We start from the raw sequence: 21,117 nt of genomic DNA on the forward strand, positions 1-21,117 counted from the left end.
CGTTTGCGCAAGCTCAAAAAACAAGAAGAAACGTTTTCGGGCGCAATGAATGGGAATGAAAGATAACAAAACGGAACATCAAACCTACTGTGGGTGGATATAAGGAATAACAACTATGAGCATACAAAGACCCAATACCCTGCTTGGCGAGTGCCTCGCCGAGTTTATCGGCACCGGCCTGCTGATCTTCTTCGGCGTCGGCTGCGTGGCCGCCCTGGTGCTGGCTGGCGCCAACTTCGGGCAATGGGAAATCTCCATTACCTGGGGCCTGGGTGTCGCCATCGCCATCTATGTCACCGGTGGCATCTCCGGTGCCCACCTCAACCCTGCCGTGACCCTGGCGCTGATGACCTTCTGCGGCTTTGACAAGCGCAAGGTGGTGCCCTTCATCATCGCCCAGATAGCCGGGGCATTCGCCTCCGCCGCCCTGGTCTACGCCCTCTACAGCAACCTGTTCACCCAGTGGGAGCTGACCCACAACGTGGTGCGCGGCAGCGTCGAGAGCCTCGGCACCGCAGGCATCTTCTCCACCTACCCCAATGCCCTGCTCTCCAACATGCAGGCTTTCGCGGTCGAGATGGTGATCACCGCCGTCCTGATGCTGGGCATCATGGCACTGGGTGACAACAACAACGGCGCCCCCAAAGGCTTCGCCGCCGCCCTGCTCATCGGTATCCTGATCGCGGTGATCGGCGCCTCCCTCGGCCCCTTGACCGGCTTTGCCATGAACCCGGCCCGTGATTTCGGCCCCAAACTGTTCGCCTTCGTGGCTGGCTGGGGTGACGTGGCCCTGACCGGTGGTCGTGACAACCCCTACTTCTGGGTCCCCATCCTTGGCCCCATCGTCGGCGCCCAGATCGGTACCGCCCTGTATGTGAAAGTGCTGGCTCCCTGCGTCCCGGGCAACCGCGTCGCCACCGAAGAAGCCGCCAAGCTGTCTAACAAAGAAGAGGCCGCCGCCTGAGAGCGGCCCTCCCCAACGTGTAACAACGTGGAAAATAAAAACGTGGAGAACATCATGTCTGCTGAAAAGAAATTTGTCGTTGCGCTGGACCAGGGCACCACCTCCTCCCGTGCCATTGTCTTCGATCAGGACGCCAACATCGTCGCGACCTCCCAGCGCGAATTCACCCAGCACTACCCGAAAGCGGGCTGGGTCGAGCACGACCCCATGGAGATCTGGGCGACCCAGTCCTCCGTCTTCACCGAAGTGCTGGCCAAGAGCGGCCTGCACAGCGAGCAGATCGCCGCCATCGGCATCACCAACCAGCGTGAAACCACCGTCGTCTGGGAAAAGGCCACCGGCAAGCCCATCTACAACGCCATCGTCTGGCAGTGTCGCCGTACCGCTGCCATCTGCGAAGAGCTCAAGGCCCGGGGCCTGGAAGAGTACGTTCGCGAAAACACCGGCCTGGTGCTGGATGCCTACTTCTCCGGTACCAAGGTGAAGTGGATCCTGGACAACGTGGAAGGGGCCCGCGAGAAGGCAATGAACGGCGAGCTGCTGTTCGGCACCATCGACACCTGGCTGGTGTGGAAGATGACCAACGGCGAGGTGCACGTCACCGACCCGACCAACGCCTCGCGCACCATGCTCTACAACATCCGCGACCTGAAGTGGGATGAGCGCATGCTGGACGAGCTGGGCATCCCCGCCTCCATGCTGCCGCAAGTCAAACCCTCCTCCGAGGTCTATGGCTACACCACCCGTGGCGGCGGCGCCCGCATCCCCATCGCCGGTATCGCCGGTGACCAGCAGTCCGCCCTGTTCGGCCAGCTCTGCTTCGAAAAAGGGATGGCCAAGAACACCTACGGTACCGGCTGCTTCATGCTGATGAACACCGGCACCGAGCCGGTTCGCTCCAGCAACGGCCTGCTGACCACGGTCGCCATCGGCCCGAAAGGGGAAGTGAATTATGCCCTCGAGGGTGCGGTATTTATGGGTGGCGCCACCATCCAGTGGCTGCGTGACGAGCTGAAGATCATTCACGATGCCCGCGACACCGACTACTTCGCCTCCAAGGTTGGCGACACCAACGGCGTCTACCTGGTACCGGCCTTCGTCGGTCTGGGCGCCCCCTACTGGGATCCGTATGCTCGCGGCACCATGGTCGGCCTGACCCGTGGCGCCAACCGCAACCACATCATCCGTGCGGCGCTCGAATCCATCGCCTACCAGAGCCGCGACGTGCTGGATGCCATGCAGCAGGACTCCGGCATCAAGCTGGCAGCCTTGAAGGTGGATGGCGGCGCCGTGGCCAACGACTTCCTGATGCAGTTCCAGGCTGACATGATGCACACCCCTGTGGTGCGTCCGACCCGCATCGAGACCACCGCCATGGGCGCCGCCTTCCTGGCCGGCCTCGCCGTGGGCTTCTGGAAGAGCTCCGAAGAGCTGGAAGACAAGTTCAGCGTGGACCGCGAGTTCATCCCGCAGATGGACCGCGACGATCGCGCCAAGCGCTACAGCGGCTGGAAGAAGGCGGTGGAACGTTCACGCCGCTGGGCCGAAGAGGAGTGATGGGGTAACCGACGCGTCCTTGAGATGAAAAAAGCAAAGAGGCCGACAGCGATGTCGGCCTCTTTTTATTGGCGAGCACGACTGTTCTGACCGCCCCCGACCCCAACCCTTCCCTTGCCAAGGGGTGGGAGAAAATGACCCCTCCCCCTCGTGGAGGGGGTTGGAGCTGTCGACATGCCCTCTACAACGCCTCAGCACCGAGCTGCTCTTTCAGGAAATCGAGCCAGACCCGCAGCCGGATGTCCCGCTGGGCATCGGAGTAGAAGACCGCATGGATGGGGCGCGAGGCGCCGCTGTTGCTGCGGGCCAGCACCTCCACCAGCGCCCCGCTCGCCCTGTCATCCCCCGTCATGAAGTCCGACAGGCAGACGATCCCCTGCCCCGCCAGCGCCAGCTGACGCAAGGTTTCCCCGCTGCTGGCCCGCAGGGTCGGGGTGATGGCGAATCGGTCCCCCTGCTCCTCGCTCAATAGGGGCCAATGATTGAGGTGATCGGGGTGCAAAAAACCGAGCAGCTCGTGGCCCGCCAGCAAGTCAGCCGGCTGGCGCGGGGTACCGCGTGCCTTCAGATAGTCGGGGGAGGCCAGCAGCCGCAGCCGCGAGCGGCCCAGCGGCAGGGCCCGCAGGGAGGAGTCCGTCAGCTCGCCGATGCGAATGGCCATGTCCACCCGCCGCTCCATCAGGTTGATGAAGCCCTCGGAGCTGTGCAGTTGCAGCTCGATGGCGGGGTAGCGGCGGCGAAACTCGCCGATGATGGGCACCAATCTATGCAGGATGAAGGGGGTGGCGGCGTCCACCCGCAATATGCCCTCCGGCTGCTCCCGGCGCATCAGCAGCAACCCTTCCGCCTCGCTCATCTCGGTCAGGATCTTCACCGCCCGCTGATAGAACCAGCTCCCCTCCTCGGTCAGGCTGACCCGGCGGGTGGTGCGGTTGAGGAGCACGGTGGCGAGCTTCTCTTCGAGACGCTTGATGCCGCGGCTCACCACGGAATTATCCATGCCGAGATTCTCCGCCGCCTGGCGAAAGCTGCCCGCCTCCACCACCGCCACAAACAGGGTCAATTCATCGGAATGGGTCTTCATTGTTGTCATCCTGGCAAGAGTAATGGGTCTTTATAGGTGCAATGACCGGGAGTTGGCAAGACAGGCGTCGCTTCGTATCGTGACGCACCACCTGTTTTATCTGCGCCATTGCCAGTACAATGCCGCCAACCGGCACCGTATGGCGCCACACTATGACAGGGACGATCCATGACATTCGACAACAGGCTGGCCGCCGCCCATCGGGAGCTGGCCGAGAAGGGCGTGCAAACGCTCAACTACAACCCGCCGATCATCTGGCTGCTGCGAAAGGCGGGGTTCACCATCAGGCCGCCCCACTACGAACGCTTTCTGATCAACGTTCTTGCCCTGGGACTCCCCATCGGCGCTATCTGGGGGGTGTTGATGTGGTGCCTTGGCTGGCAGGATGAGGTGAGCCCGGGGTTTGCCCTGCGCCAGAGCCTGCTGTTTGGCATCGGGCTCGGTCTGCTGATGGGGACCTGGTTCTGGTTTAGGCGCAAGCAGCTCAAGCTGACCCCCTGGGACGCCTTGCCCCACTCCACAAGCCCCACGCAAAAGCGCTGGCAACCGAAATAACCACCGATATCGACAAGGAAACCCTTATGACCAGGGCCCATGAAAAACTGAACTATGTGGAGTTTGCGGCCAGGGATATTGCCGCCACCAAAGCCTTCTTTCAGGCCGCTTTCGGCTGGCAGTTCGCCGACTACGGCCCCGATTATTGCGCCTTCGAGGGAGAAGGGCTGGATGGCGGCTTCTACCGCGCAGATATGTGCAGCCAGAGTGCTCGGGGCGGGGCGCTCCTGGTGTTCTACAGCGCCGATATCGAGGCGACCCAGGGCAAGGTGAGCCAGCATGGCGGCACCATAGTGCGCCCCCTGTTCGATTTTCCCAGTGGCCGCCGCTTTCACTTTGTCGAGCCCAGCGGCAATGAATTTGCGGTCTGGTCCGAACCGGCCAGCGCTTGATAATATTCCGCCCTCCCCTGGCCCACCTGCACCACGACCAGCCATGGGGAGGCCACATTGCTGCACTCACCTCAATAGTGTTTTGCGACTGCTGCCCTGTATCCCCCAGTCTGGGGCGGGCATACTGACTCCCGTCTTAACGAGGAGGTTCAGATGCCATCCCCCCTGATTGTGATTGCCCAGCTTGACGCCAAACCCGAATTCGCCGCCCAGTTTCGCGCTGCCCTCGAGCCGCTGATCGCCGCGACCCTGCAAGAGCCGGGGTGCCTTCGCTACCAGTTGCATCAGAGCCTGGAGAGCCCCCATAGCTGGATGCTGTACGAGGAGTGGGAGAGTGAAGCCGCCCTGCTCGCCCACCAGCAGCAGCCCCACTACATCGCCTTTGCCAGCCTCGCCTCCCCCTGGTTTGCCAACCGGGTCGTGAGCCGCTACCGGCGCGCCTGACTGCCTCCGCCCTCGGCGCAGGCAAAGCCCATCATTTGAGCGTAGAAACAATAACTTGAGGAATTTGATGATGAAGATGCCCAACCTGGGTCTTGGAACCTTCCGCCTGAAAGATCAGCCCCTTCGCGACTCCCTGCTCCAGGGGCTGGAACTTGGCTACCGTCATATCGATACCGCCCAGATCTATGACAACGAGGCCGAAGTCGGCCAGTTGATGAGCGAGAGTGGCGTGCCCCGCCAGGATATTTACCTGACCACCAAGGTGTGGACCAGCGAGTTCGGTCCGGGCAAGGTGATCCCGAGCCTGGAAGTGAGCCTGGAAAAACTCGGCACCGACTATCTGGATCTGGCGCTCATTCACTGGCCCTCCCCCCAGGATGAGGTGCCGATGGCGGTCTATCTGGAGCAACTCGCCGAGGCCAAAGCCCGGGGCCTGACCCGGGAGATCGGGGTCTCCAACTTCACCGTGGCCCAGCTTAAACAGGCGGTCGAGATCCTGGGGCCGGGCGCCATCGCCCACCAGCAGGTGGAGATCCACCCCCTGCTGCAAAACCGCAAGGTGGTCGAGTTCTGCCAGGAGCAGGGTATCGCCATCACCGCCTATATGCCGCTCGCCTATGGCAAGGTGCTCGCCGAGCCGCTGCTGATGGAGATCGGCAAGCGCCGCGGCGTCTCGGCGGCCCAGGTGTCGCTGGCCTGGCTGCTGGCCCAGGGTATGACGGTGATCCCGAGCTCTACCAAACGGGAGAATCTGGCCGCCAACCTGGCCGCACTCAAGGTACGGCTCAGCAGCGACGAGATGGCGCAGATTGCCACCCTGGATCGGGGTGAGCGCTGCGCCAACCCGGACTTTGCGCCGGATTGGGATTGATCCCCCTCATCCCCAGCCCTTCTCCCGCCAGGGGAGAAGGGAGCAAATAAGGCTCAATGACATTCTTCAGCACCAGCGGGAGGCACAATGCCTCCCGCTTTTTTTGTCCCCAATACCGCGCGTCACCGCCGCCCGAGTCCTCCTCCAACACCTTCCCTCAATCCTTTACCTCTTACCTCATTTCTATTTCCTCTTTTCTCTCTGTCCCGGCTCGCTCTGCACGGGTTGCCGCCGTGCGCGTTGTCTCTGCACCCACCTCGCGCGCTACGGCCGCTCTTGCCGCAGTTGCCTCGACCACTCCCAATACCCCATTTCACGGCCCCATTGCTGCTGATTTGGCAAAAGTAATTTGACGTTGCCGTCATTTTTACCAACAAACACCCTCGGCATACTGGCGCCATTCTCCCGTCGGGAGTCCCAATCCAAGGAGTTGTTATGCCACTGGCGTTATTTGCCCTCACTTTAAGTGCCTTTGCCATAGGCACCACCGAATTCGTGATCGTGGGGCTCATCCCCACCATCGCCGAGCAGCTCAATGTCTCGCTCCCCTCGGCGGGCCTCCTGGTCAGCCTCTATGCCCTTGGGGTGGCCATCGGCGCCCCCGTGCTCACGGCACTCACCGGCAAGCTGCCGCGCAAGTGGCTGCTGGTGGGGCTGATGGCCCTCTTCACCGTCGGCAACCTGCTGGCCTGGCAGGCCCCCGGGTACGAGAGCCTGATTGTCGCCCGCATCCTCACCGGGCTGGCCCACGGGGTCTTCTTCTCGGTGGGCAGCACCATCGCCACGGGTCTCGTGGCCAAAGAGAAGGCGGCCAGCGCCATCGCCATCATGTTCAGCGGCCTCACGGTCGCCCTGGTGACCGGCGTCCCGCTTGGCACCTGGATTGGTCAGGTCTTTGGCTGGCGCGAAACCTTCCTGGTGGTGAGCCTGCTCGGCCTCGTCGCCATGGTGGGCAGCCTGCTGCTGGTACCGGGGAACCTGCCGAAGGGGGCCGCCTCCAGCGTTCGCGAGCAGCTCTCGGTGCTTACCAGGAAACCCTTGCTGCTGGTCTACGCCAAGACGGCGCTCGGTTACGGCGGTGCCTTCACGGCGTTTACCTTCCTCGCCCCCATCCTGCAACAGGTGAGCGGCTTTAGCGCCGGCGCGGTCAGCCTCATTCTGCTGGTGTACGGGGTATCGGTCGCCGTCGGCAATATCTGGGGCGGCAAGCTCGCCGACCGGATGGGCCCATTGCCCGCTCTCAAGCTGCTGTTCGCCGGGCTCGCCGTGGTGCTGCTTGTGCTCACCTTCACCGCACCGCACCCGGTGCTGGCGGTACTGACCGTGCTGGTGTGGGGCGCCTTCGCCTTTGGCAACGTGCCGGGTCTGCAGGTACTGGTGGTGAAACAGGCCGAGCGCCACACCCCCAATGCCGTGGATGTGGCCTCCGGCCTCAACATCGCCGCCTTCAACGTCGGCATTGCGCTGGGCTCCGTGGTCGGCGGTTTCGTGGTGGAGCACCTCGGCCTGATGCACACCCCCTGGATTGGCGCCCTCATCGTGCTGCTGGCCTACGGCCTCACCCATGTCAGCGAAGCGGGCGAGCGCCGCGCCGCCCTTGCCTGACCCCCGGGCAAGCAAAAGGCCGACACCCTGTGTCGGCCTTTTTTCATGGGCAAGATGCGAGACTCAGGGCTCCTTGAGATCCTCATCGGCGGCCCAGCGCGCCTCCAGCCAGAGCAGGTTGACCAGCCCACAGAGCAAGGCGAACCCCAGCCCCAGCAACCAGGTGAAATACCACATATCGCATTGATCCTTGTGTTGAAGCGGATTAGTAGAGGCTGTGGCCGTGCTGGCGCACCTGCTCGGCGCTGACCCTGCCGCGCACCACCCGGTAGACCCAGAGGGTGTAGCCGATGTTGACCGGCATCAGTACCCCGACGATCCCCAGCATGATAAGCAGGGTGCGCTCGCTGGAGGTGCTGTCCCACAGGGTCAGGCTGCTGGCCGGATCCAGGGACGAGGGCAGCACGAAGGGGAAGAGCGCGATGGCCACGGTCAGCATCATGGCGGCGCAGGCACCGCCGCTGGCCACGAGCGCCAGCCCGGACTTGCCGAGGCGGCTTGCCAGCGCGCACACCAGGGGCAGCAGGAGCCCGAACACAGGCACGGCCCAGAGCACCGGATGGGCGACAAAGTTGCCAAGCCAGCCTGCCGGCACCGCCACCACCTCTTTCATCAGCGGAGTGAGGGCGCCGTTGAGATCGCCGATGGCCGTGATGCGATACCCCGCCATCTCCCCAAGCCAGACGCCGCCAAGGGCAAAGAGGGCGCTCGCCAGGGGGCCGAGCCAGAGGGCGAGGCGGGCGCTGCGCGCTGCTATGGCCCCCTGGGTCTTGCACTGCAGGAAGCTGGCACCGTGCAGCAAGAGCAGCGTCAGCGCCGTCCCCATGGCGGTCAACAGCAGCGGCCAGTGGAACGCAAAGGCGCCATAGTGGATGCGAAGGGCCGCATCGAAGCGAAACGGCAGCCCTTGCAGCACCAGGCCAAGGGTGCCACCAAACACCAGGGTCGGCAGCAGACCACCCACCACCAGGGCGCGGTCCCACCAGCGGCGCCAGACCGGGTCCGGCAGCTTGCTGCGATAGTCAAAGCCCACCGGGCGCAAAAAGAGACCGAACAGCAGGAACATGAAGGGCACGTAAAGCGCCGAGAAGGCGGCGGCATAGACCAGGGGCCAGGCGGCAAACAGGGTGCCGGCACCGGCGATGAGCCACACCTGGTTGCCCTCCCACACCGGCCCCACGCTGTTGAGCAGCACCCGCCGCTCGTCATCCGTCTTGCCGACCACGGGCAGCAGCATGCCGACCCCGAGATCGAAGCCATCCATCACCACGAAGCCGACCAGCAGGAAGAGCACCAGCCCCCACCAGATCACTTTCAGGGTTTCGTAATCCATCAGGCAGGACTCCCGTTTTGCAACACTTCACCTTGATAACGACCCGTCTGCAGGCTGGCAGGCCCTTTGCGGATCACATGACGCAACAAGAACAACTCCACCACCAGCAGACTGCTGTAGATGAGGAAGATGGCGATGAGGCTGAACCAGAGCTGCCCCGGTTGCAGCAGGGAGACGGAGGCCGACACCGGCAGCACGTCGCTGATGGTCCAGGGCTGGCGACCGAACTCCGCCACGAACCAGCCCGCCTCGATGGCAATCCAGGGCAGCGGAATAGACCAGAGCAGGGCCCTGAGCAGCCGCGGGGATTGCACCAGCCTGCCCCGGCACAGCTGCAGGAAGGCGGCGGCAAAGAGCGCCAGCAGCGCCACGCCGATGCCCACCATCAGGCGAAAGCTCCAGAACAGCGGCGCCACCTGGGGGATGGAGTCCTCCACCGCCTTGGCGATGGCCCCCTCGTCCGCCTTGCCAATCTCCTTGGCATAGGGGGTGAGCAAGAGGCCGTAGCCCAGATCGCTGCGGTGGCGCTCGAAGGTGGCTCGCGCCGCCTGGTTGCTGCCGTCTGCCCGCATCGCTTCGAGCGCCTCGTGGGCCAGCATGCCGCTGCGAATGCGCGCCTCGTGCTGCGCTTTCAGATCTTTGAGGCCCGTCACCTGCTCATCCAGGGAGCGGGTGGCGATGATGCCCATCAGATAGGGTATCTTGATGGCCGCGTGGGTGGTCTCGGCACGCTGATCCGGCAGGCCGAACAGGGTGAAAGAAGCCGGGGCGGGCTCCGTCTCCCACTCCGCCTCGATGGCGGCGAGCTTGACCTTCTGCACCTCCCCCGAGCGATAGCCCGACTCGTCCCCGAGCACGATGACCGAGAGGATGGCCGCGAGGCCAAAGCCCGAGGCGATGGCAAAGGATCGCAGGGCGAAGCGCACCTCCATGCCGCGCAGCAGATACCAGCTGCTCACCCCCATCACGAACAGGGAGGCCGCCACATAGCCCGCCGCCACCGTGTGGACGAACTTGACCTGGGCCACCGGGTTGAAGATGACCGCGGCCACATCCACCAGCTCCATGCGCATGGTCATGGGGTTGAACTCGGCGCCGACCGGGTTTTGCATCCAGCCGTTGGCGATGAGGATCCAGAGGGCGGAGAGGTTGGAGCCGAGCGCCACCAGCATGGTCACCAGCAGGTGCTGACCGCGGGAGAGCTTGTCCCAGCCGAAGAAGAAAAGGCCCACCAATGTAGACTCGAGGAAGAAGGCCATCAGCCCCTCCACCGCCAGCGGCGTGCCGAAGATATCGCCGACATAGTGGGAGTAATAGGCCCAGTTGGTCCCGAACTGGAACTCCAGGGTGATCCCGGTGGTCACCCCCATCACGAAGTTGATGCCAAACAGCTTGCCCCAGAAACGGGTGATGTCCTTGTAGATCACCTTGCCGGTCATCACGTAGGCCGACTCGGCGATCACCAGGATCCAGGACAGCCCCAGGGTGAGGGGCACAAACAGAAAGTGGAACATCGCCGTCGCGCCGAACTGTATTCGGGAGAGGCTGACCACATCATCCAGGCTTATCATGCATGACTCTCTATGTTGCATTTAACGGACAGGTTTTCGCCCGCCAAGTACACCATGGTCCATGACACCTATAACAGATGCAGTTATAGTGAAAAACACCTATAACAGTTTGGGCCCACCATGTCCCGCTACGGCCAGTTGGCAGACCAGCTGCAACAGCAGATCACGAGCGGCCTCTGGCAGCCGGGGGAGCGCATCCCCTCCATCCGCCAGAGCTGCAAGACCCATGGCCTCAGCCCCATGACGGTGCTCCAGGCCTATCAGTTGCTCGAAAGCCGGGGCCTCATCCTGGCGCGGCCCCAGTCCGGCTACTACGTCAAGGCCGCGAGCACGGCCCAGCGGGAGAGCCAGCCCCAGCAGGCCCGCTACAGCGGCTCGGTGGACATCAACGATCTGGTGTTCGAGGTGCTGCAGGCGAGCAAGTCACGGGAGCTGGTGCCCCTTGGCATGGCGGTGGCGGACCCGACACTCTTCCCCCACCCCCAGCTCGGCCGGGCCCTCGGCAGTTGCATGCGCCGCCTCGATCCCTTCAGCACGGTGGCAGATCTGCCCCCCGGCAACGAGGCACTTCGCCGCGCCATCGCCCGGCGCTACGCCGGCGAGGGGATGGCGGTGGATCCCCAGCAGATCATCATCACCACGGGGGCCATGGAGGCGCTCTCCCTCAGTCTTCAGGTGCTGACCGAGCCCGGCGACTGGGTGGTGGTGGAGTCCCCCACCTTCTACGGCGCCCTGCAGGCCATCGAGCGGCTCAAGCTCAAGGTGGTGGAGATCCCGGTGATCCCCGGGGTGGGGATCGATCTCGCCCTGCTGGAGGAGGCCCTCGCCCAGCGCCCCGTCAAGGCGTGCTGGCTGATGGGCAATGTGCAGCACCCCCTCGGCCACACCATGCCGGATGAGCACAAGCAGGCGCTGATGGGTCTGCTCAACCGCCATCAGGTTCCCCTGGTGGAGGATGACGTCTATGCGGAGCTTTATGTCGGGCGCGAGCGGCCAAGGCCCATCACCCATTGGGATGCGCGGGGAGAGAGCCTGCTGTGCGGCTCCTGGACCAAGTGTCTGGCACCGGGCTTTCGGGTCGGCTGGGTGGTGGCCAAGCGCCACGCAGAGCGCATCCAGCGGCTGCAACTGATGTCGACCCTGTCGACCAATGTGCCCAGTCAGCTGGCGCTGGCCGACATGCTGCGCCAGGGCGGGGTGGACGCCCACTTTCGCCGCCTGCGCCACACCCTAGCCCAGCGTCAGCAGCAGATGCGGGCGGCCCTGATGCGCCTCTTCCCCGAGGCGCGTATCTCCTCCCCCGACGGGGGCTACTTTCTCTGGCTCGAATTTGACGCCCGCCTCGATGGCCGGGCGCTCTATGCCAGCGCCATCGCGCAGGGCGTCTCCATCGCCCCCGGGGCCCTCTTCTCCAGCCAGGGCCAGCACAACCACTGCCTGCGCCTCAACAGCTCCTATCCCTGGAGCCCGCAGCTGGACGCGGCGCTCAACCGGCTTGCGGACCTCATCGCCCGGCAACGGGAAACCTGGCAGAGCCCCCCTGACGCCTCACACGACAAGGGCCCGTAACGGGCCCTTTTGCAAGCGAGTGTGCCTTACCTGGCCATGGTCTGTGACTGGGCCTTGAAGCCCAATCGCTCGTAGAGGGCCCTGGCCCGCTCGTTGAAAGCCATCACCTCCAGGCGCAGCTGGCTTGCGCCCCGTGCCTTGCCCCACTGGTCCCCGTGGGCGATCAGCGCCCGGCCGATGCCCCGGGAGCGCAGCCCCTCATCCACCACCACGGTCGTGATGCGGCAGACGGGCAGCTTGCTGAGAAAAGGGACGCTCTCGTTGAGGTCGATGCGGGCGGTGAGAAAACCCGCCACCTCCCCCGCCACCACCGCCACGCAGAAAAGACGCGCCTCGTCGGCTATGGCGCCGAGCAAGAAGGCCCGGTCCTCCGGGGACGGGGGGCAGAACACCTCGGGCACCTGCTCGAAGTGGAGCTGACCTATCTGCCGGTTCAGGGCCAGAATGGCGTCGATATCCTGTTCAGTTGCCTTGCGAATGTCCACCTGATGCTCCTTGCAGTGAGGGTCGCCAGCGAGGAAAGAGGCTCGGCGGTCACCCTTTGGAACCCGCATCTTATCGGCTCGTCACGGCAATCAACAGCCCCCGGCAACGACAAGGCCCCATGACGGGGCCTTGTGGACAATCCTGATGGCAATGCGGAATCAACCCGGCGCCCCCAGCTGGGCCACCTGGCGCTCTATGCTCCCCTTGAGGTTGTCATCCAGCTTCAAGGCACGCGCCAGCTCGTCCAGATAGCCGCGCTCCATGAAGTGATCCACCTCGATGGTGAGCAGGGAGGCGAGGTAGACCTCGGTCGCCAGCTCCATGTCGGTCACTTCTCGCGCCAGGACATGGGGGTCGAGGGGGCGGGAGAGCTCGGCGTCAATCCAGCGGGCCGCATCCCGCTCCCCCTGTTCGGTCAGGTACTCCTGGATCTTCTGGCGCTCGGCGGCATCGATGTGGCCGTCGGCCCGGGCCGCCGCCACCATGGCACGCACCAGCAGATTGGCGCGGGCATCCAGGGCCTTGCCCTCCAGGGTGTCGAGGGGCTGGGTCGGCTGGGCCGGGGTGGACTGCTGGGTCTGCCAGTCCTGATAGAGTTTGTAGGCCAGCCCCCCGAGAGCTGCCGCCCCCCCCACCGCCGCCACCTTGGTGCCATATTTGCGCATCTTTTTGTTGCCAAGCAGCAGCGCCATGGCCCCGGCGGCCAATCCCCCCTGCGCCATGCCCTTCATCTGGGCCTTGCGCGTGTCACCACCGTCGTTGAGCCAGCCCTTGCCAGCTCCCATCAATTGCTCCAGCATCTGTTTCATGGGGCCTCCTCGCTCGCGTGATGAGTCATGCTGGGCCGCCTGCGCTGAACTCAAGGTGAATGACGACGCAGACAAGAAGAGGCGCTGGTTGGATCAGTGCCGGCCCCGACCGCTGCTATTGTCCCCGGGGGACAGCCAAGGAGTCCCCCCTTGCCTCGACATAAGGAAGTACCATGAGCGCCCGTGAACTGACCCTGCAATTTCTCGCCGAACCCGCCGATGTCAACTTTGGCGGCAAAGTCCATGGCGGCATGGTGATGAAGTGGATTGACCAGGCCGGCTACGCCTGCGCCGCCGGCTGGTGTGGCGGCTATGCCGTCACCGTCTATGTGGGGGGCATCCGCTTCTTGCGCCCCATCCAGATAGGCCAACTGGTGGAGGTGCACGCCAAGGTGATCCACACCGGCACCACCAGCATGCACCTGGCGGTGGATGTCTACAGCCGCCACCCCACCGACCCGGAGCGGCGCAAGACCACCCACTGCATCATCATCTTCGTGGCCATGGACGAGCATGGCAAACCCACTCCGGTGCCCCAGTGGCAGCCGGTGAGCGAGAGCGATCTGCAGTTGCAGCAGTACGCCAAAAAGCTGATGGCCCTGCGCGAGGAGCTGGACAAGGAGATGCGCCAGCACATGTGACCCGTCCCGCCCCGGGCAGCCGGGGCGTGTCTTCGCGCCGCCGGGCGCTATAATGGCGACCACCCTTGCCCTTGAGAACCCAAGATGTCCCTGGAAAATGCCCCCCCCGAGGTCCAGCTCGCGGTGGATCTGATTGAACTGCTGGAAACTAACCACATCGCCCCCGCGCTGGCCCTGGCGGCACTCGCCATCGTTCGCCGGGATTATGAGCGCAAGCTCGAGGAAGGTCGGGAGGCCTGAGCGCCCCCGCAGGAGGCACCATGTCAGCACCCATTCGCATCGAACAAGGCCGCGCCATGCTCCTCGGGGGGTTGCGCCGTCACCACCCCTTCGAGCAGGGGGACTTCGCCGGCCAGTGGCGCGACCTCAGCGCCCTGCTTCCCCTGCCGGGGCAGCTCGGGGAGCACGCCTATGGCGCCATCTGCGCCGCCACCGACACCCACTGCGAATACCTCTGCGGGGTGGAGGTCGCCGCCCTGGAGGTGCTGCCTCCCGGGCTTGGCCGCATGCGCATCGCCCCCCAGACCTACGCCATTTTCTTGCATCAGGGGCATGTCGCGACCCTGCCACATACCTGGAGGCAGGCCCTGGCGTGGCTCGCGCAGTCGGACTATCAATCTGCCCAGCAGCCGGATTTCGAGCGCTACGGTGCCCGCTTTGACGCCGCCACCGGCAGCGGCGAAGTGGAAATCTGGCTCGCCGTGGTGCCAAAACAGGCCCTGGCCTGACCCCTGGCCGCCCGGGCTACCTCGGCCCCATCACCTCGTCACAGAGCGCGATCAGCGCCTCCCCCAGGCGGGCGAGGGGCTCGCTCGTGCCCGGCCCCTGGTGCAGGGCCAGCTCCACCGAGCGCACCGCAGGCCAGTGAGCCAGCACCACCTGATCCGGTTGCAGCAGGCGCGCCGGCAGCAGGCTGACCCCGATCCCCGCGCTCACCGCCCCTTGCAGGCTGGCGAGACTGCCGCTCACGTAGGCGATGCGCCAGGGGATCCCCTCGGCATCCAGGGCGTCGGTCATCTGGCGCCGGTAGAGCCCCTCGCTTGGAAACACCACCAGAGGCAGGGGGTCGCGCCCGGCGGCGGGCCACTCCCGGCTGTCAACCCAGGCCAGGGGCTCGCGCCAGCGGGCGATGGGCTCCCCCTGGCCGCGCCCCTGCTTGATGAGGGCCAGATCCAGCTCTCCCCCTTCGAATGCCTGCCACAGGGCATGGCTGAGATCGCTTTGTACCTCCAGCCGCACTTGAGGGTGCGCGCGGGCGAAGGCGGCCAGCACCGGGATCATGGCCCCCGCGGCAAAATCCTCCGGCACCCCGAGGCGCAGGGGGTGGCTCGCCTCGCTCACCCGCTCCCCCGCCCGGGCCAGCAGCCCCAGGATGCGGCGCGCCAGCCCGAGCAGGGTCTCCCCCTGGGCCGTGGTCACCACCTGGCGGCCGGATCGGTCGAGCAGGGTGCAGCCCAGCTGCTGTTCCAGGCGGCGCATCTGCTGGCTCAGGGTGGACTGGGTGAGGTGGATACGCTCGGCGGCGCGGGTAAAGCTGCCGGTTTCGACGATGGCGACGAAGCTCTGCAGCAATTGGGGGTCCAGCAGGGGGCGCTCCATGGGCAATCTCCATTTATAAAACCACTGGAAGTCATTTTATCATTTAATTTCCAAATGATGCGGCGACCCTCTAGGCTGCTGTCCTCCCCCTTTTTTGCCAGGATATGACCATGCCACCCCCTTCCCAGTCCGGTGCCCGCCTCCTCAACTCCCTCACCGCCGCCTCGGCCCCCAGCCATCAGGAGTGGCTGGAGCAGGCCCTGCACCTGGCCCTGACCCATCGCCAGCAAGGGGGACGCCCCTTCGCCGCCCTGCTGGTGAGGGAGAACCGGCTGGTGGCGAGCGCCGTCAACCGCATGCTGGAGGCGGGGGACCCCACCCGTCACGCGGAGCTGGAAGCGCTGCGGGAAGGGAGTCGCCAGGGGCCGCTGGCAGGGGCCATCGTCTATGCCAGCGGGCACCCCTGCCCCATGTGCCTGTCGGCCCTGGTGATGAACGGCATCCAGGCGGTCTACTACGCCTTTGACAACGACGATGCCGCCCCCTTCGGCTATGACAGCCGCGCGGCCTACGCGGCCCTGCGACTGCCCCTGTGCCCGCCGCCCCTGCCCCTCATCAAGCTGGCGAGCCCCATCGCGGCCGAAACCCTCTACGGTCCCCTGCCCCATGCATAAGCGCCGCCTCCCCCCGGGCAGCGGCGCCTTGCTGGTGCTGGTGATCCTCATCGCCCTCAACCTGCGCCCCTTCCTCACCGCCATCGGCCCCCTGGCCCCTCGCATCGACGCGAGGCTGGCCCTCGGGGTAGATACCCTGGCCTGGGTCACCCTGCTGCCCCTCTGGCTTATCGGGGTCGGCGTGCTGCTCACCCCGGCGCTCCTGGGTCGCACGGGCCCGCGCCCCCTGCTCGGGACGGCCCTGCTGTTGCTCGCCCTTGGCAGCGCCCTGCGCGTCGATCTGGCGAGCGGCGCCCTGCTCATCGCCAGCGCCGCCCTGTGCGGGCTGGGCTCGGCCCTAGTGCAGGGGGTACTGCCCGGCCTCATCAAGGAGGGGTTCGCCCAAAAGGTGCCCCTGGTGATGGGGATCTTCTCCGCCTGCATGATGGGGGGCGGGGCGCTCGGGGCCGTGCTCACCCCGCGCCTTGCCGAGTATCTGGACTGGTCTCGGGCGCTGGCGCTCTGGGGCCTGCCGGTGCTGCTGGCCCTCGGCTGGCTGGCCTGGCGGGTGCCCCTGCCTGCCCCGGCCAGCACGCCCGCCCCCACCGGGGAGCAGCGGCTGCTCCCCCTGCCCCGCACCTGGCTGCTCATCGCCTGCTTTGGCATCATCAACAGCGGCTACGGCATCGTCGTAGCCTGGCTGGCCCCGGCCTACATGGCGGCGGGCTGGAGCGCCCAGCAAGGGGGCGAGCTGGTGGCCTGGCTCGCCCTGGCCCAGACCGCGAGCGGCCTTGGCCTGCCCCTGCTGGCAGCCGGTCGGCTGGACCGCCGCCCCTGGATGGCGCTGGCCATCGCCATGCAGCTGGCGGGCTTTGGCGGCCTCTGGCTCGCTCCTCAGACCGCCCCCCTGCTCTGGTGTTTGCTGTGCGGCGCCGGGCTTGGGGGGAGCTTCTCCCTCATCATGGTGATTGCGCTGGATCACCTGCCCGACCCGCGCCGGGCGGGCGCCCTCTGCGCCCTGATGCAGGGCGTCGGCTTCATGGTGGCGGCTACCGGCCCCTGGGTGGCGGCCCGCCTGCACCATGCAAGCGGTGACTTCGCCGCCGCCTGGCAGTGGCAGCTCGGCGCCCTGGTCCTGATGAGCCTGCTGGTGGTGCGTCTCAACCCGCGCCACTACCCAAGGGCCATGGGCCTGCCCCCGGAGCAGGCCATGGCTGTGCAGACGGCAGGCCACAAACCTGCCTGATCCGGCGAGCACCGGCCTTGGGGGCCAGAAAGCACAACACCGGCCAAGGCCGGTGTTGTGCATCAGGGTGCGGGAAGGCCTGGCGCTCAGCGCCCCTTCTTCTGGCGCCCGCCCTGCCCTGGCCGCGGTTTGCCCGGGGCGGGTTTGCCCCCCTTGCCGGGCGCGCTTTTACCTGCTGCCCCTTTGCTGGCAGCCCCTTTGCCCGCCCCGCCCTTGCCTGCGGGGCTCTTCTTCTCGAAGGCCTCGGGACCCGGCACATTGGGCCGCCCGCCAATCTCGTGATCGTCGCTGCGCCGCGGCTTCTTGCCCTGGGCCGGGGTGCCGGCCGCAGCCGCCTTGGGCTTGGCAACCTGAGCCCCCTTGGCCGGTTTCGCCTCGGAGGAGGAGTCCTCAATGAGCTTGAACAGCTCGATCAGCTCGTCGTCGGTGAGGTCGCGCCACTCCCCCACCGGCAGCCCCTTGAGGCTGACGTTCATGATGCGGATGCGCTCGAGCTTGGTCACCTCGAAGCCGAAGTGCTCGCACATGCGGCGGATCTGGCGGTTGAGCCCCTGCACCAGGGTGATGCGAAACACGAAGGGCGCCTCTCGTTTCACCTTGCACTTCTTGGTGACGGTGCCGAGGATGGGCACCCCGGCCGCCATGCCCCGGACGAACTCGTCGGTCACCGGCTTGTCCACGGTCACCAGGTACTCTTTCTCGTGATCGTTGCCCGCCCGCAGGATCTTGTTCACCAGATCCCCGTGGTTGGTGAGGAAGATGAGCCCCTGGGAGTCCTTGTCGAGGCGACCGATGGGGAAGATGCGGGTGCTGTGGTTGACGAAGTCGACGATGTTGTCCTTCTCCCCCGCCTCCGTGGTGCTGACGATGCCCACCGGCTTGTTGAGGGCGATGAAGACCAGGCTGTCGGCTTCGCGCGGCTCGATCACCTGACCGTTGACCTTGACCAGATCCCCGGCAAACACCTGATCTCCCACCCCGGCCCGCTTGCCGTTGATGAAGACGTTGCCCTGCTCGATGAAACGATCGGCCTCACGACGGGAGCAGATGCCGCTCTCGCTGATGTATTTGTTCAGGCGCATGGATTCATCGGCCAGCATGGGTCACCTCCCGGGTCGGATGGGCCTTGAGAATGGCTGGCTGGATCAGCCGCGCTGTGGTCGGGTTCGTCTGCATACAACTCCATGAAATAAGGGCCTGCGCCCTGCATGTTCGGCAAAAAACGCCGCTACAGTAGCACATTGCACGCGCACGCGCCCGGCCCCGTCGCCCCCTGCCCGCTGGCTCACAGGGGGTGCTGCCCCTGATGCAGCAGCAGGCCCCCCATTATCCAGCGTGCGGTGACGCCGCGGCCCTGATTGGGCTGCACCGCGCACTCCCCGCCTCTTTTCACTTCATGGTGCTCACTTCATGGGCCGGGCCCCCGCCGCCGAAGATAGGGTGCGGCCTTCGGCAGATAGCCAGATGATCTAACGCTTGATATTTATCCAGAAAAAATGCATAAAAAGATTTTGGTCATCGCGAATTATCTGCTCTGACCCGCCGACGACGGGAAATGACACCCCCATCGGGGCGCAACAACGGGCCCCTTGAGCCCCGCGAACCCTGAAGACGGGCATGGTCCCCTCTCTGGCAGGACGCCACTTTCATCATTCACGACAGGAGTTAAAGATGAGTCATTCCCTCTCCCAGGAGGCCTTCCTGGCCCAGGTCGCCAGCCGCAACCCTCACCAGCCCGAGTTCATCCAGGCCGTGAGCGAGGTGATCGCCTCCATCTGGCCCTATGTGGAGCGCCACCCCCGCTACCTGCAACACGGCCTGCTGGAGCGATTGGTGGAACCCGAGCGCCTGGTGCAGTTTCGGGTGAGCTGGGTGGATGACCAGGGCCAGGTGCAGGTGAATCGCGGCTACCGGGTGCAGCACAGCTCCGCCATCGGCCCCTTCAAGGGCGGCATGCGCTTCCACCCCTCGGTGGATCTCTCGGTGCTGAAATTCCTCGCCTTCGAGCAGACCTTCAAGAACGCCCTCACCACCCTGCCCATGGGGGGCGGCAAGGGGGGCAGCGACTTCGATCCCAAGGGCAAGAGCGAAGGAGAAGTGATGCGCTTCTGCCAGGCCCTCATGCTGGAGCTCTATCGCCACCTGGGGGCCAACACCGACGTGCCGGCGGGCGACATCGGGGTGGGCGGGCGCGAGGTGAGCTACATGGCGGGCATGATGAAGAAGCTCACCAACAGCGCCGAGTGCGTCTTCACCGGCAAGGGACTCTCCTTTGGCGGCAGCCTCATTCGTCCGGAAGCCACCGGCTACGGCCTGCTCTACTTTGTCGACGCCATGCTGGCCCATCGCGGCCAGTCCCTCGATGGCCTGCGGGTCTCGGTGTCGGGCTCGGGCAACGTGGCCCAATACGCCATCGAGAAGGCGATGGCCCTCGGCGCCCGCGTCATCACCGCCTCCGACTCCGGCGGCACCGTCTATGATCCGGACGGCTTCACCCCCGAGAAGCTGGCCCGTCTGATGGCGCTTAAAAACGAGCAGCGCAAGCGGGTGGCGGATTACGCCCACGAGCTCGGGCTCGAGTTCTTCAGCGGCCGCACCCCCTGGCACCTGGCGACCGACGTCGCCCTCCCCTGCGCCACCCAGAACGAGCTAGATGCCGAAGATGCGGCGCAGCTTATTGCCAACGGCGTGCAGCTGGTGGCCGAGGGGGCCAACATGCCCTCCAGCGCCGCCGCCATCCGCCTCTTCCACGAAGCAAAGGTGCTGTTCGCCCCGGGCAAGGCGGCCAACGCCGGCGGGGTTGCCACCTCGGGCCTCGAGATGAGCCAGAATGCCCAGCGCCTCTCCTGGACCCGGGAGGAGGTGGACGCCCGCCTCAAGGGGATCATGACCAGTATCCATGCCACCTGTGTCCGTTACGGTCAGGATGATGACCATGTGAACTACGAAAGCGGCGCCAATATTGCCGGCTTCGTCAAGGTCGCCGACGCCATGCTGGCGCAAGGGGTCTGCTGAGCGCCCTGGCCCGGGGCTTCACCCTCAACACAACGGCAGCCCTTGGGCTGCCGTTGTGTTTTGTGCCTGGCGCGACTTCACACTCTCTTCACCCAGGCATGAAAGTCTCCCATCCGCTCCATCTCGCTGACGAGGATGACAAGATGACGATGAAAACAGGTGCCCTGCTGATCCTGGCCGGGCTCGGCTGCTTTGTGGCCTTCAACCTGCTGGGCTCCACCCTCGATGCCCAGGGCTTCCTGCACGAGCCCTTTGCCCTGCTGCCCCTGGGCTATCTGCTGCTCTTCACCGGCATGGTGCTCACCGTGATCCCTCTGCTGCGCAAGGGGCGCACCAGGGAGCAATGACACAAATCGCAAGGTGCCAAGAGCTCAGCAATAGCGGCTGATCTCGATGAGGTTCTAATCCGGGTCCAGGCAATAGACCGATTCGTTGACATCCTCCCCCACCTTAGCGCTTCGCGTCACAGGAGGGGGATTCCCATTACTGGGTGATAGCTGCTCGCGCAGTACCGGGTTCCTGCTTCATCGGGCGGCCTGATTGCACCACGCCTCCACAGGCTAAAACGGCGTGTCCCGCCGCTAAAATATTGCGAGCGCCGTTCACATCGGCGTTCGCCTCATAACCACACGCAGCACATTTAAACTGGCTTTGCGTCTGGCGGTTATCCTTCGCAGTATGCCCACAACAGGCGCACTGCTGGCTCGTGTAGGCCGGGTTTATCGCCAACACCTGACCGCCTCGCCATGCCTGCTTATATTCGAGCTGGCGGCGCAGCTCAAA

Annotated in this window: 24 protein-coding genes; 15 read left to right on the top strand and 9 right to left on the bottom strand. The window is 65.2% G+C overall.

The features are described from left to right. Window positions 1–115: 115 nt before the first annotated feature. Both J9893_RS07920 and glpK read left to right on the top strand, forming a co-directional pair. The gene (locus tag J9893_RS07920; protein WP_039038615.1) at window positions 116–964 is read left to right on the top strand and encodes an MIP/aquaporin family protein; all 849 of its coding nucleotides are present in this window, start codon (window positions 116–118) and stop codon (window positions 962–964) included. Between the two features lie 54 nt (window positions 965–1,018). Then, window positions 1,019–2,521: a glycerol kinase GlpK gene (glpK, locus tag J9893_RS07925; RefSeq protein ID WP_010674229.1), complete on the top strand. Its 1,503-nt coding sequence runs from the start codon at window positions 1,019–1,021 to the stop codon at window positions 2,519–2,521. Window positions 2,522–2,702: 181 nt separating this feature from the next. Here glpK and J9893_RS07930 read toward each other — a convergent pair whose 3' ends face one another. Then, window positions 2,703–3,605 (bottom strand): LysR family transcriptional regulator, encoded by a 903-nt coding sequence (locus tag J9893_RS07930; protein WP_041212776.1) that lies wholly within the window; start codon window positions 3,603–3,605, stop codon window positions 2,703–2,705. Between the two features lie 168 nt (window positions 3,606–3,773). On the opposite strand from J9893_RS07930, the gene J9893_RS07935 reads away from it, so the two are divergent. From J9893_RS07935 to J9893_RS07955, 5 genes are all read left to right on the top strand, one after another. Then, a complete protein-coding gene (locus J9893_RS07935; protein ID WP_010674227.1) occupies window positions 3,774–4,160 on the top strand; it encodes a DUF6404 family protein in 387 nt (128 codons plus the stop codon). Window positions 4,161–4,186: 26 nt separating this feature from the next. Then, entirely contained in the window at window positions 4,187–4,552 is a 366-nt protein-coding gene (locus J9893_RS07940) for a VOC family protein (protein ID WP_182954261.1), read from the top strand. A gap of 153 nt (window positions 4,553–4,705) precedes the next feature. Continuing rightward, window positions 4,706–4,996, top strand: a complete 291-nt coding sequence (locus J9893_RS07945) for a putative quinol monooxygenase (protein WP_041212774.1) — start codon at window positions 4,706–4,708, stop codon at window positions 4,994–4,996. Between the two features lie 67 nt (window positions 4,997–5,063). Continuing rightward, window positions 5,064–5,867, top strand: coding sequence for a 2,5-didehydrogluconate reductase DkgB (gene dkgB / locus J9893_RS07950; RefSeq protein WP_041212773.1), 804 nt, complete (start codon window positions 5,064–5,066; stop codon window positions 5,865–5,867). Window positions 5,868–6,302: 435 nt separating this feature from the next. Next, complete coding sequence (locus J9893_RS07955; RefSeq protein WP_010674208.1) at window positions 6,303–7,472, top strand: MFS transporter; 1,170 nt, start codon at window positions 6,303–6,305, stop codon at window positions 7,470–7,472. 63 nt (window positions 7,473–7,535) lie between these two features. On the opposite strand, the gene J9893_RS07960 is transcribed toward J9893_RS07955, so the two are convergent. The 3 genes from J9893_RS07960 to J9893_RS07970 are packed head-to-tail and all read right to left on the bottom strand — an operon-like array spanning window position 7,536 to window position 10,376. Continuing rightward, window positions 7,536–7,649 (bottom strand): CydX/CbdX family cytochrome bd oxidase small subunit, encoded by a 114-nt coding sequence (locus tag J9893_RS07960; RefSeq protein ID WP_010674207.1) that lies wholly within the window; start codon window positions 7,647–7,649, stop codon window positions 7,536–7,538. A 28-nt stretch (window positions 7,650–7,677) separates the two neighbouring features. Continuing rightward, window positions 7,678–8,805, bottom strand: a complete 1,128-nt coding sequence (gene cydB, locus J9893_RS07965) for a cytochrome d ubiquinol oxidase subunit II (protein WP_041212772.1) — start codon at window positions 8,803–8,805, stop codon at window positions 7,678–7,680. Next, a complete protein-coding gene (locus J9893_RS07970; protein ID WP_048207353.1) occupies window positions 8,805–10,376 on the bottom strand; it encodes a cytochrome ubiquinol oxidase subunit I in 1,572 nt (523 codons plus the stop codon). Before J9893_RS07970 ends, cydB begins: the two co-directional genes overlap by 1 nt. A 120-nt stretch (window positions 10,377–10,496) precedes the next feature. On the opposite strand from J9893_RS07970, the gene J9893_RS07975 reads away from it, so the two are divergent. Continuing rightward, window positions 10,497–11,945, top strand: a complete 1,449-nt coding sequence (locus J9893_RS07975; protein ID WP_182954283.1) for a PLP-dependent aminotransferase family protein — start codon at window positions 10,497–10,499, stop codon at window positions 11,943–11,945. 26 nt (window positions 11,946–11,971) lie between these two features. On the opposite strand, the gene J9893_RS07980 is transcribed toward J9893_RS07975, so the two are convergent. Both J9893_RS07980 and J9893_RS07985 read right to left on the bottom strand, forming a co-directional pair. Continuing rightward, window positions 11,972–12,430 carry a GNAT family N-acetyltransferase gene (locus J9893_RS07980; RefSeq protein WP_010674203.1) on the bottom strand — a complete coding sequence of 153 codons (459 nt, stop codon included), beginning with the start codon at window positions 12,428–12,430 and terminating at the stop codon, window positions 11,972–11,974. Between the two features lie 159 nt (window positions 12,431–12,589). Next, window positions 12,590–13,240 (bottom strand): tellurite resistance TerB family protein, encoded by a 651-nt coding sequence (locus J9893_RS07985; protein ID WP_042015902.1) that lies wholly within the window; start codon window positions 13,238–13,240, stop codon window positions 12,590–12,592. Window positions 13,241–13,413: 173 nt separating this feature from the next. On the opposite strand from J9893_RS07985, the gene J9893_RS07990 reads away from it, so the two are divergent. The 3 genes from J9893_RS07990 (at window position 13,414) to J9893_RS08000 (ending at window position 14,609) form a co-directional block, all read left to right on the top strand. Next, window positions 13,414–13,881: an acyl-CoA thioesterase gene (locus J9893_RS07990; RefSeq protein WP_010674201.1), complete on the top strand. Its 468-nt coding sequence runs from the start codon at window positions 13,414–13,416 to the stop codon at window positions 13,879–13,881. Between the two features lie 84 nt (window positions 13,882–13,965). Next, window positions 13,966–14,121: a pleiotropic regulatory protein RsmS gene (gene rsmS, locus J9893_RS07995; RefSeq protein ID WP_010674200.1), complete on the top strand. Its 156-nt coding sequence runs from the start codon at window positions 13,966–13,968 to the stop codon at window positions 14,119–14,121. Between the two features lie 20 nt (window positions 14,122–14,141). After that, the gene (locus J9893_RS08000) at window positions 14,142–14,609 is read left to right on the top strand and encodes a GyrI-like domain-containing protein (protein WP_102948229.1); all 468 of its coding nucleotides are present in this window, start codon (window positions 14,142–14,144) and stop codon (window positions 14,607–14,609) included. A gap of 16 nt (window positions 14,610–14,625) precedes the next feature. Here the strand turns inward: J9893_RS08000 and J9893_RS08005 are convergent, their stop codons facing one another. Further along, window positions 14,626–15,468, bottom strand: coding sequence for a LysR substrate-binding domain-containing protein (locus J9893_RS08005; RefSeq protein WP_113070668.1), 843 nt, complete (start codon window positions 15,466–15,468; stop codon window positions 14,626–14,628). A gap of 116 nt (window positions 15,469–15,584) precedes the next feature. Here J9893_RS08005 and J9893_RS08010 point away from each other — a divergent pair, with 116 nt between their 5' ends. After that, window positions 15,585–16,094, top strand: a complete 510-nt coding sequence (locus J9893_RS08010; RefSeq protein WP_041212766.1) for a nucleoside deaminase — start codon at window positions 15,585–15,587, stop codon at window positions 16,092–16,094. Continuing rightward, entirely contained in the window at window positions 16,087–17,319 is a 1,233-nt protein-coding gene (locus J9893_RS08015; RefSeq protein ID WP_049636792.1) for an MFS transporter, read from the top strand. Before J9893_RS08010 ends, J9893_RS08015 begins: the two co-directional genes overlap by 8 nt. A gap of 86 nt (window positions 17,320–17,405) precedes the next feature. Here the strand turns inward: J9893_RS08015 and rluF are convergent, their stop codons facing one another. Then, window positions 17,406–18,419, bottom strand: a complete 1,014-nt coding sequence (gene rluF / locus J9893_RS08020; protein WP_010674196.1) for a 23S rRNA pseudouridine(2604) synthase RluF — start codon at window positions 18,417–18,419, stop codon at window positions 17,406–17,408. A gap of 571 nt (window positions 18,420–18,990) precedes the next feature. On the opposite strand from rluF, the gene gdhA reads away from it, so the two are divergent. Next, window positions 18,991–20,334 (top strand): NADP-specific glutamate dehydrogenase, encoded by a 1,344-nt coding sequence (gdhA, locus tag J9893_RS08025; RefSeq protein ID WP_041212764.1) that lies wholly within the window; start codon window positions 18,991–18,993, stop codon window positions 20,332–20,334. A gap of 143 nt (window positions 20,335–20,477) precedes the next feature. Next, on the top strand, window positions 20,478–20,681 hold the full coding sequence (locus tag J9893_RS08030) for a DUF3955 domain-containing protein (protein WP_049636791.1): 204 nt from the start codon (window positions 20,478–20,480) through the stop codon (window positions 20,679–20,681). A 136-nt stretch (window positions 20,682–20,817) separates the two neighbouring features. Here the strand turns inward: J9893_RS08030 and J9893_RS08035 are convergent. Next, on the bottom strand, window positions 20,818–21,117 hold a 300-nt coding region (locus J9893_RS08035; protein WP_193550747.1), incomplete at its 5' end, for a zinc ribbon domain-containing protein.

The organism is Aeromonas sp. MaB10011B, assembly GCF_017939325.1.
Classification (GTDB): domain Bacteria; phylum Pseudomonadota; class Gammaproteobacteria; order Enterobacterales; family Aeromonadaceae; genus Aeromonas; species Aeromonas caviae.

Bases quoted from the DNA above. Each gene is read 5' to 3' on its own strand.
- J9893_RS07930 (WP_041212776.1), bottom strand. From the start codon at position 3,605: ATGAAGACCCATTCCGATGAATTGACCCTGTTTGTGGCGGTGGTGGAG.
- J9893_RS07955 (WP_010674208.1), top strand. From the start codon at position 6,303: ATGCCACTGGCGTTATTTGCCCTCACTTTAAGTGCCTTTGCCATAGGC.
- J9893_RS08030 (WP_049636791.1), top strand. From the start codon at position 20,478: ATGACGATGAAAACAGGTGCCCTGCTGATCCTGGCCGGGCTCGGCTGC.
- J9893_RS07940 (WP_182954261.1), top strand. From the start codon at position 4,187: ATGACCAGGGCCCATGAAAAACTGAACTATGTGGAGTTTGCGGCCAGG.
- J9893_RS07985 (WP_042015902.1), bottom strand. From the start codon at position 13,240: ATGAAACAGATGCTGGAGCAATTGATGGGAGCTGGCAAGGGCTGGCTC.
- dkgB (WP_041212773.1), top strand. From the start codon at position 5,064: ATGATGAAGATGCCCAACCTGGGTCTTGGAACCTTCCGCCTGAAAGAT.
- rsmS (WP_010674200.1), top strand. From the start codon at position 13,966: ATGTCCCTGGAAAATGCCCCCCCCGAGGTCCAGCTCGCGGTGGATCTG.
- J9893_RS08015 (WP_049636792.1), top strand. From the start codon at position 16,087: ATGCATAAGCGCCGCCTCCCCCCGGGCAGCGGCGCCTTGCTGGTGCTG.
- J9893_RS07935 (WP_010674227.1), top strand. From the start codon at position 3,774: ATGACATTCGACAACAGGCTGGCCGCCGCCCATCGGGAGCTGGCCGAG.
- J9893_RS07920 (WP_039038615.1), top strand. From the start codon at position 116: ATGAGCATACAAAGACCCAATACCCTGCTTGGCGAGTGCCTCGCCGAG.
- J9893_RS07990 (WP_010674201.1), top strand. From the start codon at position 13,414: ATGAGCGCCCGTGAACTGACCCTGCAATTTCTCGCCGAACCCGCCGAT.
- J9893_RS07960 (WP_010674207.1), bottom strand. From the start codon at position 7,649: ATGTGGTATTTCACCTGGTTGCTGGGGCTGGGGTTCGCCTTGCTCTGT.
- J9893_RS07975 (WP_182954283.1), top strand. From the start codon at position 10,497: ATGTCCCGCTACGGCCAGTTGGCAGACCAGCTGCAACAGCAGATCACG.
- J9893_RS07945 (WP_041212774.1), top strand. From the start codon at position 4,706: ATGCCATCCCCCCTGATTGTGATTGCCCAGCTTGACGCCAAACCCGAA.
- rluF (WP_010674196.1), bottom strand. From the start codon at position 18,419: ATGCTGGCCGATGAATCCATGCGCCTGAACAAATACATCAGCGAGAGC.
- J9893_RS08000 (WP_102948229.1), top strand. From the start codon at position 14,142: ATGTCAGCACCCATTCGCATCGAACAAGGCCGCGCCATGCTCCTCGGG.
- glpK (WP_010674229.1), top strand. From the start codon at position 1,019: ATGTCTGCTGAAAAGAAATTTGTCGTTGCGCTGGACCAGGGCACCACC.
- cydB (WP_041212772.1), bottom strand. From the start codon at position 8,805: ATGGATTACGAAACCCTGAAAGTGATCTGGTGGGGGCTGGTGCTCTTC.
- gdhA (WP_041212764.1), top strand. From the start codon at position 18,991: ATGAGTCATTCCCTCTCCCAGGAGGCCTTCCTGGCCCAGGTCGCCAGC.
- J9893_RS08010 (WP_041212766.1), top strand. From the start codon at position 15,585: ATGACCATGCCACCCCCTTCCCAGTCCGGTGCCCGCCTCCTCAACTCC.
- J9893_RS07970 (WP_048207353.1), bottom strand. From the start codon at position 10,376: ATGATAAGCCTGGATGATGTGGTCAGCCTCTCCCGAATACAGTTCGGC.